14 protein-coding genes, 4 tRNA genes and 1 pseudogene are annotated in these 13,093 nt (G+C 62.3%); 15 read left to right on the top strand and 4 right to left on the bottom strand.

Going from position 1 to position 13,093, the window contains the following annotated elements:
- Positions 1 to 144 precede the first annotated feature (144 nt).
- A tRNA-Lys gene (locus tag ACFVHU_RS17580) sits at positions 145 to 217 on the top strand.
- Between the two features lie 49 nt (positions 218 to 266).
- Positions 267 to 339, top strand: a tRNA-Lys gene (locus ACFVHU_RS17575).
- A gap of 356 nt (positions 340 to 695) precedes the next feature.
- Here ACFVHU_RS17575 and ACFVHU_RS17570 read toward each other — a convergent pair.
- Positions 696 to 1,223, bottom strand: a complete 528-nt coding sequence (locus ACFVHU_RS17570; RefSeq protein ID WP_133834699.1) for a hypothetical protein — start codon at positions 1,221 to 1,223, stop codon at positions 696 to 698.
- Between the two features lie 458 nt (positions 1,224 to 1,681).
- On the opposite strand from ACFVHU_RS17570, the gene ACFVHU_RS17565 reads away from it, so the two are divergent.
- The 4 genes from ACFVHU_RS17565 (at position 1,682) to ACFVHU_RS17550 (ending at position 3,167) form a co-directional block, all read left to right on the top strand.
- Positions 1,682 to 1,754: transfer RNA gene (locus ACFVHU_RS17565), tRNA-Lys, on the top strand.
- A 66-nt stretch (positions 1,755 to 1,820) separates the two neighbouring features.
- Positions 1,821 to 2,312 (top strand): thioredoxin-dependent thiol peroxidase, encoded by a 492-nt coding sequence (gene bcp, locus ACFVHU_RS17560; RefSeq protein WP_133834698.1) that lies wholly within the window; start codon positions 1,821 to 1,823, stop codon positions 2,310 to 2,312.
- A 92-nt stretch (positions 2,313 to 2,404) separates the two neighbouring features.
- Positions 2,405 to 2,489 (top strand) — tRNA-Leu (locus tag ACFVHU_RS17555).
- A gap of 117 nt (positions 2,490 to 2,606) precedes the next feature.
- Positions 2,607 to 3,167: a MarR family winged helix-turn-helix transcriptional regulator gene (locus ACFVHU_RS17550; RefSeq protein ID WP_388025772.1), complete on the top strand. Its 561-nt coding sequence runs from the start codon at positions 2,607 to 2,609 to the stop codon at positions 3,165 to 3,167.
- 21 nt (positions 3,168 to 3,188) lie between these two features.
- On the opposite strand, the gene ACFVHU_RS17545 is transcribed toward ACFVHU_RS17550, so the two are convergent.
- Together ACFVHU_RS17545 and ACFVHU_RS17540 are read right to left on the bottom strand one after the other, a co-directional pair.
- Positions 3,189 to 4,652, bottom strand: a complete 1,464-nt coding sequence (locus ACFVHU_RS17545) for an SDR family oxidoreductase (RefSeq protein ID WP_388025769.1) — start codon at positions 4,650 to 4,652, stop codon at positions 3,189 to 3,191.
- The gene (locus tag ACFVHU_RS17540) at positions 4,649 to 5,479 is read right to left on the bottom strand and encodes a tryptophan-rich sensory protein (protein WP_388025766.1); all 831 of its coding nucleotides are present in this window, start codon (positions 5,477 to 5,479) and stop codon (positions 4,649 to 4,651) included. The genes ACFVHU_RS17545 and ACFVHU_RS17540 overlap by 4 nt, the downstream gene beginning before the upstream one ends.
- Positions 5,480 to 5,593: 114 nt before the next feature.
- On the opposite strand from ACFVHU_RS17540, the gene ACFVHU_RS17535 reads away from it, so the two are divergent.
- The 9 genes and pseudogenes from ACFVHU_RS17535 to ACFVHU_RS17495 all read left to right on the top strand — a co-directional run bounded on the left by ACFVHU_RS17535 (position 5,594) and on the right by ACFVHU_RS17495 (position 12,422).
- Entirely contained in the window at positions 5,594 to 6,082 is a 489-nt protein-coding gene (locus ACFVHU_RS17535) for a MarR family transcriptional regulator (RefSeq protein WP_388025763.1), read from the top strand.
- 12 nt (positions 6,083 to 6,094) lie between these two features.
- A complete protein-coding gene (locus ACFVHU_RS17530) occupies positions 6,095 to 7,198 on the top strand; it encodes a polyprenyl synthetase family protein (RefSeq protein ID WP_388025760.1) in 1,104 nt (367 codons plus the stop codon).
- A 5-nt stretch (positions 7,199 to 7,203) separates the two neighbouring features.
- Positions 7,204 to 8,148 carry a phytoene/squalene synthase family protein gene (locus ACFVHU_RS17525; RefSeq protein ID WP_388025757.1) on the top strand — a complete coding sequence of 315 codons (945 nt, stop codon included), beginning with the start codon at positions 7,204 to 7,206 and terminating at the stop codon, positions 8,146 to 8,148.
- Positions 8,100 to 9,737, top strand: a pseudogene (gene crtI, locus ACFVHU_RS17520) (phytoene desaturase family protein); the annotation flags it as partial. The gene ACFVHU_RS17525 and the pseudogene crtI, both read left to right, overlap by 49 nt.
- Positions 9,734 to 10,096, top strand: a complete 363-nt coding sequence (locus tag ACFVHU_RS17515) for a lycopene cyclase domain-containing protein (RefSeq protein ID WP_388025754.1) — start codon at positions 9,734 to 9,736, stop codon at positions 10,094 to 10,096. The pseudogene crtI and the gene ACFVHU_RS17515, both read left to right, overlap by 4 nt.
- A 28-nt stretch (positions 10,097 to 10,124) precedes the next feature.
- Entirely contained in the window at positions 10,125 to 10,406 is a 282-nt protein-coding gene (locus ACFVHU_RS17510) for a lycopene cyclase domain-containing protein (protein WP_388025751.1), read from the top strand.
- On the top strand, positions 10,403 to 11,266 hold the full coding sequence (locus ACFVHU_RS17505) for a prenyltransferase (RefSeq protein ID WP_388025748.1): 864 nt from the start codon (positions 10,403 to 10,405) through the stop codon (positions 11,264 to 11,266). Before ACFVHU_RS17510 ends, ACFVHU_RS17505 begins: the two co-directional genes overlap by 4 nt.
- Before the next feature lie 26 nt (positions 11,267 to 11,292).
- Positions 11,293 to 11,817, top strand: a complete 525-nt coding sequence (gene idi, locus ACFVHU_RS17500; protein ID WP_388025745.1) for an isopentenyl-diphosphate Delta-isomerase — start codon at positions 11,293 to 11,295, stop codon at positions 11,815 to 11,817.
- Positions 11,818 to 11,897: 80 nt separating this feature from the next.
- On the top strand, positions 11,898 to 12,422 hold the full coding sequence (locus ACFVHU_RS17495; protein ID WP_388025742.1) for a hypothetical protein: 525 nt from the start codon (positions 11,898 to 11,900) through the stop codon (positions 12,420 to 12,422).
- Positions 12,423 to 12,503: 81 nt separating this feature from the next.
- On the opposite strand, the gene ACFVHU_RS17490 is transcribed toward ACFVHU_RS17495, so the two are convergent.
- Entirely contained in the window at positions 12,504 to 12,965 is a 462-nt protein-coding gene (locus ACFVHU_RS17490) for a hypothetical protein (RefSeq protein ID WP_105658083.1), read from the bottom strand.
- Between the last annotated feature and the right edge of the window lie 128 nt (positions 12,966 to 13,093).

Genomic DNA, 13,093 nt, shown 5'->3' with positions numbered 1-13,093 from the left:
TTGGTAGTAACCCCTAGTCATGTCCTGTAATGAAGGTCACCGCAGAATGCTGGCCCCCGAATTTGCGCTGAGGGAAATTGCTGGTAAAGTTTTATCTCGTTGCGAAAGCGCGAAGCCCGAAAAGCTTCTAGAACATCGCAGCGGGCGCCTCTAGCTCAATTGGCAGAGCAAATGACTCTTAATCATTAGGTTCCGGGTTCAAGTCCCGGGGGGCGCACGAACAATTTGTTCGGTTCACCAGACAACTTGTTTGCATAAATTAATACGCGCTTTTAGCTCAATTGGTAGAGCAAATGACTCTTAATCATTAGGTTCCGGGTTCGAGTCCCGGAGGGCGCACAAAACAAAGGTCAGGCTTCGGTCTGGCCTTTTTGTTTGTCCCGGTGGTTCTTCTTCAAGTTCAGGACGGCGCTCGGCGAGGACAAGGAGCCATGGTCTCCAGGCAACTACGGTGTTCGCATCCGAAGCTCGGGCGTTGATCGCACTCTTCAAGATATGAACGTCAAGTGAGTTCAGCACGTCGATAGCGTTCGAGCAGGCTCATCATGATCCCTCGCATGAACGCAGCCCCGATAGATGGCTTCGACTCATCAGCTGGCTCGATGATTGGCTTAACTTCGACCTCGATAGCCTCAGGGGTTACCGACTAGGGCGAGGGAATCCAGCGTAACCAGAGCTGTTACTGTCTTTTTGACCTAGTCCTGCGAGGTTTTTGCCGCCACGGTTTCGACCACCACATTGTTGTCGGTCTTCACGGTGACGTTTGTGAGTTCAGGGGATTCGTGGCCAACCGTGGTCAAGACCAGATTCGCATAGGCCTCCAGGTCTTCTGAAGACCAGCCATCCTGTACGGTAATCACAAGCTTGCCTTCGGATGGGGAGCTCCAGCGGATCGTGTCACCTTGCGCGCTACCAGGGAAAGCGTCGAAACTATGAGCACCATTTCCATTTAGGTACTGGGTTATTTTTTCATCTGCCCATTCCTGGCTGACTTCGCTCATCGTCTTTGGCGTACTTTGGGCGTTGGCTGTCGACCCTGGGGTAGGGCTCGGCGTGTTCTGCGCCTGAACAATAGGCGTTCCGGCATTTGCTTCAGCAGTAAGCTTCGCGTCGTTCTTCAGCAACCTGGGGCTAGTCGCTGAAACCACGAGTACGGCCACAAGTGCGACAAGTACAACTAGTACAGAAACGTTCCCGAGAATTCGTTTGGCCGAGCGCGACATGAGTCCTCCAAGTGATGGTTGATATGAGCCTAGCCTCAACTGACGGCTTTATGAACCTAGAAGCTTTCGCCGGCCATGATCACTAGGGCGGGCACTGTTGACAGTCTGCAATCGACTGCATGCTTCGCTGGTGTTTGCCCTTCGATGCCTAGATAGGTTGCCATGCCGTCGCGATAGTAAGTGGACAATCATTCCATTGCTTTCACCACCCGGATGGTGAAAGCCGAACCCATGCCAAGAGTGCCTGCATTTCAGTGCTCAACGACTACTGAAGAACAAGATGTTATGTGTGTTTTAGATTACTTTCAAGCCGGACAATTGGTGATATTATGAAGTTGACTTGGAATTTTATGTTCTCAGGTCGGGTACTGGCCGATTTTTGCTTTTGCATCATTTCTGCCTATGATTGTCTACGTCGCAAAGACGAGTTCTGAAAAAGAACTAGTCAGAGCGAGGAAGCGCTTTTAGCTCAATTGGTAGAGCAAATGACTCTTAATCATTAGGTTCCGGGTTCGAGTCCCGGAGGGCGCACAGTAGATCCGATCTGATTCGTCAGGTCGGATTTTTTGTATACCGCAAAGAAAAGAGGATCAGCTCATGAGTACTTCCGAAAAGACTAACCGTCTGTCCATCGGTGACCAGGCCCCTGATTTCACCTTGCAGGACGCTGCTGGCAAGTCTGTTGCCTTGGCTGATTACCGCGGCAAGAAGACCATCGTGTACTTCTACCCAGCCGCATCCACCCCGGGCTGCACGAAGCAGGCCTGCGATTTCCGCGATTCACTCGAATCTTTGCAGTCCCTGGGTTACGCAGTTCTGGGCATTTCCCCGGACAAGACCGCCAAGCTGGAAAAGTTTGTCGCCAAGGAAGAATTGAACTTCCCGCTGCTCTCCGACGAGGACCACGCGGTAGCTGAAGCCTACGGCGCCTGGGGAGAAAAGAAGAACTACGGCAAGGTCTACGAGGGCCTGATTCGCTCCACTATCGTGCTCGATGAAGAGGGCAAAATCGCGCTGGCGCAGTACAACGTTCGCGCCACCGGCCATGTGGCCAAGCTGCGTCGTGACTTGGGCATTGATCCCAAGTAGACCCCTCCTCTGGCTGATTTCATATCAGGCAGAACTTCCGCTACACTAAATGAGGTCGCCTTCGAGGAAACAGTGTTTCCGGTGTAGCGCTAGCGAGTATGGCGGAATTGGTAGACGCGCTGGATTTAGGTTCCAGTGTCTTCGGACGTGAGAGTTCAAGTCTCTCTACTCGCACCAACTGAACCCTGCGGTCTGATTCCATCGGCCGCAGGGTTTTTGCATGCATCCGCAGCGGTTGACCAAGCGTATGATCCAAATAAGGCAAGCGGCCGCGATCCGAGGAGGAGGGGCACCATGGCAGCCAAGGAACTGCCCACCATGTATGGGCTTTCTGAATCCGATCCTGGTCAGGTCCTGATCAAGCGGGCAGGCATCGCCCCAGCCAATCTGGAGCAAATCGACCGCATCATGGCTGAAATGGGCCGGATGCGCCAAATCGAACGCCGCATCATGCGCAGCTCCCAGCAGTTCATGAAGCTGAACGAAACCGACATGCGGGCGATCCGCAAGATGATCTCCGCCAAGCATGCGGGCCAATCCGTCACCCCGGGTGCGCTGAGCCAGTATCTGGGAATTTCCAGCGCATCGGTCACCAAGATGATTGACCGCTTGGAAGCCCACGGCCATGTGCGGCGCACCAGGCATCCAACCGACCGGCGTTCGCAATGCGTCGAGGTCACCGAGGAAACCCACCTGGCAGCACGCGAGCAAGTGGGGCGGCACCATGCCAAGAGATTCGAAGTAGCCAACGCGATGAGCCCCGAGGAGCGGGAGGTAGTGATCCGGTTCCTTGCCGGGACCTCCGATGCCTTGGAAAGCAGCCTCGATTCAGCGGCTGACGGCGAAGCGGACTAGTTCCCGGGACGTGCCGGATACTCAGCCAGCTACCTGCTTTTCCGCAGCGCGCACGATGTTCTTGATGGTGGCCGGGAAGATGGCCCCATGGAATGGGTATACCGCCCACCAGTAGCAGCGTCCGGCCAAGCCCCGCGGGAAGAATACCGCTCGCTGGATCAGTTCGCTGCGCCCGTCAGCTCGCTTGCCGATCCGGTAATCCAGCCATGCCTGGCCCGGGGCGCGCATCTCCGCGCGCAAGCGCAGCAAGCTGTTTTCCTCCAGGGCTTCCACGCGCCACCAATCCACCACATCTCCCAGTGCCAGCGTGCTGTGCGAGCGCCGTCCGCGCCGCGACCCCACGCCGCCTGCCAGCTTGTCCATCAGGCCGCGCAGCTTCCACAGGGCGGGGAAGGCGAAATACGGTGATTCCCCGCCGAGCCGATGCAGCACGCTGAAGAGCTGCGCCTCGGTTGCCGTGGTGCTGATGCGGCGGATATCGGTATAGGCCTTGCGCCCGGACCACTGAGGATCAGAGGGCAGCGGTTCGGCGGGTGCCGAAATCGGCTGGGCGGTAGCCCAACTGGTTTGCACCGCGTCGGCATCCATCTTCTCCAGTGCCAGCTGCACCGCTCGCGGATAGTCGCACAAGCCCTGCGCCGGCGGGGCAATCAGCTTGTCGATGTCCCGCGAGCCCATGACGCAATCATGCTGCAGCGACTGCACCAGCGCGGAAGCCAGGGTGTGCGGCAGCGGCGTCACCAGATTGACCCAGTGCGAAGCCAGCCGAGGGGTCAGCAGCGGCAACGGCCAGACTTTCGGTTCGCGCAGGCCGGCCACCTGGGCGTAGATCTTCATCAGCTGCGCGTAGCTGTAGGTGCCGGGGCCGCCGATGTCATAGGTTCCCTGCGCGGGCTGCGCCAGCTCGGCGCAGGCCGCCAGGTAGTGCAAGGTGTCGCGGATGGCGATGGGCTGGACCTGGTTCAGTACCCAGCGCGGGGCCGGCATCACCGGCAGCACATCGCTCAGGTGCCTGACCATTTCGAAACTGGCCGAGCCGGAGCCGATCACCAGGCCCGCCTGGAGCACCAGGGTGCTGGCGGCCGCTGACAGGATCTGCCCCACGGCCACGCGCGAAGCCAGATGCTCGCTGAGTTCACCTGCAGGATGCAACCCGGAAAGGTAGACCAGCTGGCTGACCTCCTGTTCACGTACGGCCTGCGCCATGACCTGCGCGCACGCTTTTTCCTGAGCCGCGAAATCCCGGGTCCCGGACATCGAATGCACCAGGTAGTAGAGCAGGTCCGCGTCCTTGCAGAGCTTGGCCACTGCGTGCTCATCTTGCAGGTCGCCCTCGACGATCTCGACTTGGCCGCGCCATGGGGTATCGCGCAGGCGCTGCGCGTCACGGGTGAAAACCCTGACCTGGTGCCCGTTGCGCAAGAGCAGGGGCACCAGCCGTCCGCCGATATATCCGGTTGCTCCGGTCACTGCTATCAGGCTCATGGAGTTCGAACACCGCGCTTGCGCCAGGCGATCACCATGGATCCGAGCAGGAGCAGCGCGGCGCAGCCCAGCGCGGCGTACCCGGCCAGTTCAGACTGATTGGTTCCGGACAGCCGGCTCACGCCGATCCAGCCCAGGCCCCAGGCGATGGCCAAGGCGGTGAAGGTCCTGCCCGAGTAGGCGGTGGTGCCCAGCCCGATGGCCGCTGCGACCACCAGCAGTGCCACTGCCGCTCCTGGTGCCCAGGAGGCGTCCTGGCCAAAGCCCAGGGAGAGCAGCCATGCGGAGGTGTTGGCGATGCTGGCTACGCAGACCCAGCCCAGGTAGATGCCGAAGGTCAGCCACATGATCCAGTATTCGGTGCGCGAGGCCGGGGTGCCTGCCACCATGATGGTCAGCATCCAGGCCAAGCACGCGACGAGGATGAAGATCACCGCCACGCTGGCGCCCAGCCAGCCCAGCTGGACCACGGTAATCCATGCGGCGTTCAGCAATGCCGAAAGCAGCGCGGGAATCCGCAGCTTGGCGGCCCAGGCCGAGCGGCGTCCGGCCGGAGTGAGCTGGAAAATTCCGTAGACGGCCAGCCCGGCGTAGATCACGCTCCAGATGGAGAAGGCCGGACCCGCGGGGGCCAGCAGCGTCGAGTCAGCGCCCAGATAGCCGCCGGCTGCCTGCTGGACCGGAGTTCCGCCCAGGGCCCCGCTTCCGATAAATGAAACGGCAATGGCCAGGACCAGGGCAATCGCCGTGAACACCGGCAGTGCCCAGGATGTTGCTGACGCGGGGGCTCGATAGGGAAAATTCGGGGATTCCGTGGAACTGCTCATCGTGTGCTCCTGATGTCGGTTGAAAAATTTACCCGCTTCGAGTCGACAAAACGAGATAGTTAAACCATGATGTATCTAGAAAAGCTAAATATCAACTAGGCGAGAGAAGTTATCATGGATTGTTCACGTCCGCTGTTTGCCTCGGAAGTGTTCCGGTTGCTGCTCAAGCTCCAGCGGTCCTATGCACTGAGCGAAGCGCGCCTGCGCCACAGCCTTGACCTGAACGATACAGATTTGCGTGCGGTGAACCTGCTGCGTTCCATGCAAACGCCCAGCTCCGGGGAACTGGGCCGCGAACTGGGAGTGTCATCGGCAGGAATCACCTCGGTGCTGGACCGGCTCGAAGCCCGCGGGATGGTTGAAAGAAGGCACCATGCCGCGGATCGGCGGCGCACCCTGGTGGCCCCGGGGAGCAATTTCCCGGTATCCACCGGGCCAGGGCAGGTGCTGCTGCGCAAGCTGCACACGTTCTACGCGCAGCTGGACGAACCGTCCCGCAGGAATCTGGGCGCGCTGCTCGAAGATGCCCGGCGAGAGCTGGAGACGCGGGACACCGCGACCAGCGAAGAGAACCAAGCAAACCCCACCACATCCTTTCAGTAGGGAACCATGAGAATGCACACCACCACACACCAGGCCCCGCCGGCCGCAGCGGCTGGCGCGCCAGCCTCAGGCGGGCTCATCGATGCACCCACCCGGCGCGCCATCAGCGATCGGCTGGAATTGCTGGCCACGCAGGCCCAGCGCCGCAGCGCCGCCTACTCCGCGCAGACCGCGCTGCTCTGGTCCCGGATCTCCGAACGGCTGGCTACCGGCAAGCTGATGCGCCCGGGGCTGGTGATGCTCGGCTACCGGGCCTTCGGCGGCCGCAATGAGGCCCGCGCCATCGACCTGGGCTGCGCCTTCGAGCTGCTGCACGCCGCCTTGCTGATCCACGACGACGTGGTGGACCGCGACTTCGTGCGCCGCGGGGAAAAGACCATCTCGGCGCTCTACCGCGACCACGCCATCGCCAGCGGCCGGAACCGGGCCGATGCCGAGCATGCGGGCAATTCCGTGGGCATCATCGCCGGGGACCTGCTGATCAGCGAAGCGATCAAGCTCGCGGCCAGGGCCGCGGCCGGAAGCGACAGCGAAGCCGGGGTCCAGCAGGCCTTCTTCCAAGCCATCGAGCAGGCAGGGGCCGGAGAGCTCGAGGACCTGCTCTACTCGCTGGGCCCGGCTCCAGCCACCACCAGCCAGGTGCTGCGCATGGAGCAGATGAAAACCGCGGCCTACTCCTTCCAGCTGCCGCTGCAGGCAGGGGCGCTGCTGGCCGGGGCGCACCCCGGCCAGGCCGAAGCCATCGGCGCGGTGGGCTGCCAGCTCGGGGTGGCCTACCAGATCATCGATGATGTGCTGGGCACCTTCGGGGACCCGGCACGCACCGGCAAGCCGGTGGAATCGGACTTGCGAGAATTCAAGAGCACCATCTTGCTGGCCCTGGCCAGCGAGCAACCCGAATTCGCCAAGCTGCTGGGCGGATTCCGCGAAGGAACAGTGGATGCCGGCCGGATCCGCCAGGAACTGGCCGCGCAGGGGGCCGAGCGCTTCGCCCGGCAGCTGGCTGAGCAACTATGCTCGCGGGCCACCGGCTCCGCGGCCTTCCTGGACCTGCCCGAAGAAGCCCGGACGCTGCTGCGCGAATGCACCAGCCTGATCCTAGATCGAAGCAGCTGAACGCCATGAAACCCGACAATTCCCCTCACAGCACCGCAGGCACCGCCGCCTTGGAGCACTATTCGCGCACCGCCCAGCGCAGCGCCAGGGTGGTGCTGGGCGAATACTCCACCTCGTTCTCGCTGGCCTGCAGGCTGCTGGATGCCGCCAGCGCCCGGCACATCGCCAATATCTACGCGCTGGTGCGCCTGGCCGATGAAATCGTGGATGGGGTGGCCTGCCAGGCCGGCCTGGACAACCAGGCCATCGCCGCGTGCCTGGACGAGCTGGAAGCGGAAACCCTGCGCGCCATGGAACGCGGGTACAGCACCAACATGGTGGTCCACGCTTTCACCATTTCCGCCCGGGCCACCGGCATCCACGCCGAGCTCACCGCCCCGTTCTTCGCCTCCATGCGCGCGGACCTGGGCACCGGGCAGCATGATGCGCGCAGCTTGCAGGACTACATCTACGGCTCGGCCGAAGTCATCGGGCTGATGTGCCTGCAGGTCTTCCAGGCGATGCCCGCCGCGCCGGACTTGACGCCTCCCGAGGCGCAGCGCGCCAAGCACGCCGCCCGCAGCCTGGGCGCGGCCTTCCAAAAGGTCAACTTCCTGCGCGACCTGGCAGAAGACAGCGAAGATTTGGGACGCAGCTACTTTCCCGGCCTGGACCCGGCAGGATTCGATGAGCCAAGCAAGGCGAAGCTGGTTGCGCAGATCGAGCAGGACCTGGCCCAGGCCCGTGCCGGCCTGCCCTACCTGGCCCCCTCCGCTGCCCGAGCGGTGCGCCTGGCCCATGACCTGTTCCGCGAACTGAACTCCCAGCTGGACAAGGCCCCGGCCTCCCAGCTGCTGCGCACCCGCATCTCGGTCTCCGCCCCGCGCAAGGCGCTGATCGCCGCCCGCGTGCTGCTGGGCACCCGGGGCACCACCGGCCGCAAGCCAAGAATGGAAGTAGCAAGCAGATGAACCACGCACAAAGAGAAGTCGTAGTCATCGGGGGCGGATTCTCCGGCCTGGCCAGCGCCGGGTTGCTCGCCGCCCGAGGCTGCAAGGTCACCTTGATCGAGCAGCAGCCGCATCCGGGCGGTCGCTCCGGACGACTGGAGCGCGACGGGTTCCGCTTCGACACCGGCCCCTCCTGGTACCTGATGCCCGAGGTCTTCGAGCACTGGTTCAAGCTCATGGGCACCAGCGCCAGCGAACAGCTGGAGTTGCGCGAACTGGCCACCGGCTACCGCACCTTCTTCCAGGGCCGCGAAGAACCGGTGGATGTCGGTACCGGCGCCGCGGCCAGCGGACTCTTCGAAGCCCTGGAACCGGGCAGCGGCCCAGCGTTGGAGCGGTACCTGCGCACCGCGAAGGAGGGTTATGAATTGGCCTTGGAGCATTTCCTCTATGACGATTTCAACTCGCTCACCTCCCTGCTGCACCCAAGGATCCTACGCCGGACCCCGCAACTGGCCCAGCTGCTGGCCTCCAGCTTGGAAAGCCATGTGGCCCGGCGCTTTTCCAGCAACGAGATCCGCCAGCTGCTCGGATACCCGGCGGTGTTCCTGGGCTCCAGCCCGAGCCGCACCCCTGCGCTCTACCAGCTGATGAGCCACCTGGACCTCACCGACGGGGTGAAATACCCGATGGGAGGCTTCGCTGCGGTGGCCGACGCCATGGCCGAACTGGCCCGGAAACACGGCGCGGCCATCCATCTCTCAGCGACCGCAACGGCCATTGAAGCCAGCGCAGGGAAAAATCCCCGGGTCAGCGCGGTGCGCTGGATCGACGCGCACGGCAGGCAGCAGCGCACCCCGGCGACCCAGGTGGTCGCAGCCGCCGATGTGCGCCACCTGGAAGGCCATTTGCTGCCCGAAGAGCTGCAGACCCATACCGCCAAGAGCTTTCAGCGCAAGGACCCCGGCCCCAGCGCGGTGCTGCTCTGCCTGGGCATCAGCGGCAAGCTGCCGCAGCTGGAGCACCACAACTTGCTGTTCACCACCGACTGGAAAGAGAATTTCTCGCGGATTCGCCAAGGGCGGATGCTGGAGGCGGAAACCAGCATATATGTCTGCAAGCCCAGTGCCACCGACCCCTCGGTGGCCCCGGAGGGCTGCGAGAACCTGTTCATCCTGGTTCCAGCTCCGGCCATGCCCGAATGGGGGATTGGCGCAGCCGATGGGGCAGGAGATGCCGCGGTGGAAGCGGTGGCCGACGCGGCCATCGACCAGCTGGCCGCATGGGCTGGCATCAAGGATCTTCGCGAGCGGATCGTGGTGCGCCAGAGCATCGGCCCGGGGGACTTCGTCCAGCAGTACGGCGCCTTCAAAGGCGGCGCGCTGGGCCTGGCACATACCCTGGGGCAAAGCGCCATGCTGCGTCCGGGCAACCGCAGCGCCAAGGTGGGCGGGCTGCACTATGCCGGCAGCACCGTGCGCCCTGGAATCGGCGTGCCGATGTGCCTGATCAGCGGGGAACTGGCTGCCAAAGCGGTGCTCGGGATCAAGGCCGCGGGGCCCATGGGCGAAAACTTCGCGGCCACGGTGCGGCAGGAGGCCGGAGCATGATCTACCTGGGCATCTTGCTGGCACTGCTGGCCTGCATGGGGCTGCTGGACGCGAAGGGAAAGCTCTTCATCTTCCGCCACCCGGTGCGCGGGATCCTGGCCCTGGGGCTGGGCACCGGATTCTTCGTGCTCTGGGATGTGCTGGCCATCAGGCAGGGCATCTTCCTGCATAAGGAATCGGAGCTCATGACCGGAATCATGGTGGGCGAGCAGTTCCCCTTGGAAGAAGTCTTCTTCCTGGTCTTCTTGTGCTATTGCGCCATGATTGCCTTCACCGGGCTGCCGGTGCTGGCCGGCATGCTGCGCAACCGGAACCGCAAAGCATCCAAGCGCACGTTAGGGGAGAACGATGTTCCTTGAATTGAGTCTCTGCTTCCTACTTGCGGCCATGGCCGTCTTTGCCGCCGGGCTGGCCGCCAGCAAGCAGCGCCTGCGCTCGGTGGCCAAGCCGCTGGGCGCCGCCATGGCCCTGATGCTCGTGCTCACCGCGATCTTCGACAACCTGATGATCTACGCCGGGTTGTTTGGCTACGGCAGCGGGACGCTGTCCGGGCTGCATCTGGGCCTGGCCCCGATTGAAGACTTCTTCTACGCCGCCTGCGCGGTCTTCCTGCTCCCCGGGCTGTGGTGGCTGCTCGGTGGCCGCAGCCACAGAAAGGACGCTTCATGATCCGCGGAATCGTATTGAGCTCACGCCCCATCTCCTGGGTGAATACCGCCTACCCGTTTGCCGCCGCCTATCTGCTGGCCGGCGGCGGGATCGATTGGCGCTTGGTCCTGGGCACGGTGTTCTTCCTCTTCCCCTACAACCTGCTGATGTACGGCGTGAACGATGTCTTCGACTACGAGTCGGACCTGCGCAATCCGCGCAAGGGAGGAATCGAGGGGGCGCTGCTGTCCAGGCAGAGCCATAAGGCGCTGCTCGTCGCCTGCGTCCTGTGCGCCGCGCCGTTCCTCGCGGTGCTCGCGGCGGCCGGGGATGGCGCAGCCAACCTCGTTCTGGCCGTGTCGATCCTTGCGGTGCTGGCCTACTCCGCACCGCGGCTGCGCTTCAAGGAAAGGCCCGGGCTGGACTCGCTGACCAGCGCGGTGCACTTCGTCTCCCCGGCGGTCTACGGGTGGGTGCTGGCTGGCGCCAGCGTGCAGGCCGAGCAGTGGCTGGTCTTCGGCGCGTTCCTGCTCTGGGGGATGGCCAGCCACGCCCTGGGCGCCATCCAGGATATTGTTCCCGACCGCCAAGGCGGGCTGTCCTCGATCGCCACCGCCTTGTCGGCCCGCACGACCATCTACTTGGTCTTGGCCGCCTACCTGCTGGCCGGAGCGCTCGTGGCGGTGGGCCTGTCGGGCCTTGGCCGCTGGGCAGCGGTGCTGGCCCTGGCCTATGTGCTCAACGTCCTGCCCCATCTTGGAATCAGCGATGCAAGCTCGGGTACGGTTAATCGAGGATGGAAGAGATTCTTGTGGATCAACTACCTGTGCGGTTTCCTGCTGACCATGCTCCTGATCTTTTCGGCACTTTTCACCTACTAAACCCGGATGGGGATTCAAGGATTTCAATGGACGTCATTTTGCTTTCGGATCAAGGCCAGCCTATTGGCACGCACCCGAAAGAATTGGTTCACACCACGGATACCGTGCTGCACCAGGCATTCTCCTGCCATGTGCAGAATCAAGCCGGCCAGGTGCTGGTGACGCGTCGCGCCCTGTCCAAGGTGACCTGGCCAGGGGTCTGGACGAACTCCTTCTGCGGGCATCCCCAGCCTGGCGAGAGCTTCGAAGAAGCCATTACGCGCCATGCGGCCCATGAGCTCGGCTTCAAGGTCAGCCGCATCGAATCGGCGCTGCCGGACTTCCGCTATCGCGCCGTGGATGCCTCGGGCATTGTGGAAAACGAAATTTGCCCGGTCTTCACCGCGATAATCGACAGCGAGATCTCCGCTAACCCGGACGAAGTCATGGACTACTGCTGGGTGGATCCGGCACAACTCGGTGAAGCCCTGCGCGCCACCCCGTGGGCCTTCAGCCCGTGGCTGGTGATGCAGGCTGCAGGGATGTCCCTGTACCAGGTCGAGCAAGGCTGATTCCGGGCCCGCCGCCGGCGTGGAATCCGTGCAGGGTGATTCCTGTGGAATTGTCCGGGTCATTGGCTATGCTCGATTGCATGGTGCTTCAAGTAATTTCTTCCGGTATCCAGCGGCACGGCGCGGCCATCCATGCGTTGCGCAAGGCCAGTGTGGTCGCCGGCGGCTTGGTGCTGGCTTCGTCCCTGGCCAGCTGTGCCCCGCTCCAGTTCGAAGCATCCGCGCAAACTCCTGGCGTGAGCCCGCAGATCGCGGCCTTGCCGAAGTATGCCGACAACCTCCAGGAAGTCGAAGGGCGCCAGGAATGGGCGGATCAGAAGATCTTCCAGTACCTCAATGGCCAGGGCGCCGCCGGCTTCCATTCATTCGCCGAGGATTCCATCCAGTACGCCACCGTGGGGTGGCTCTCTCCAGTCCAGGGCGTGCTCGCCATTGTCGTGGAGGGCAGCGATTGGATCGCGGAGGGCAGTGCTGCCGGCTATGCCGAGCGGGTCATGACCTCCGTAGGCTACGAATCAATCGAGTTGGACCGGGTTGAGATCCTCACCGTCGAAGGGCAGCTGCTCGCCTCCGACTACCGCGGGAATCATCCCGGGGCTTTGTAAGCGAAAAGGCCATCTCGCCGCGTAGCTTCCAATGGAGCTAGCTGGCGGGATGGCCTTTGCTATCGGGAATTCTCTTGCCGGCTATACGAAGTTCTCGGTGCCTTCGATGGTGTTCATGAAGTGGTCCATGAAATCAGCGAAGTCCTCTGCATCGGATTTCTGGTCAATGGTGGCACCAATGCTGATGGCATCATCGACATGCAAGTCGATGCTCGGCGCTTCGGGAATGCTGAAGCGGAACACCCGGCCCGAAGAGATCGCGATTTCGTAGCCGCCATCGCTGAGCTCGGCGAGCTGGTTCACATTCGTATTGTTGATGTTGATCGCATCCTCGGATGCTTCCAAGCTGCTGGCATTCACTGGCGCAATAATCAGTTCCGCTGGTTGGCGCCGATATCCAATGACCTTGAGCCCTCCGGAGCCGGCGATGCCGGTGCCCGCCACGAGATTGTAGCTGGCGAAGTTGGGGATCTGCGAGTCGAAGGCCTCATGGAGGCGGGCCTTTACCTGCTGGGTTGGATTTTCGTCTGGGCGCTTGTCCATAACTAATACTCTACCGATAACTTTGGACAATTTGACCAGTCGCAACATTTATCGAAATGTGTCATCGGCACGTCATGGGTTATCTGATTGGTCATATTGACTTCTAGAATGGGATTAATGAGCCAGGA

Origin of the sequence: Glutamicibacter sp. NPDC127525, assembly GCF_042672105.1 — a bacterium.
In the GTDB taxonomy this organism is placed as follows: Bacteria; Actinomycetota; Actinomycetes; order Actinomycetales; family Micrococcaceae; genus Glutamicibacter.
This window is presented reverse-complemented; position numbering and strand designations above follow the sequence as displayed.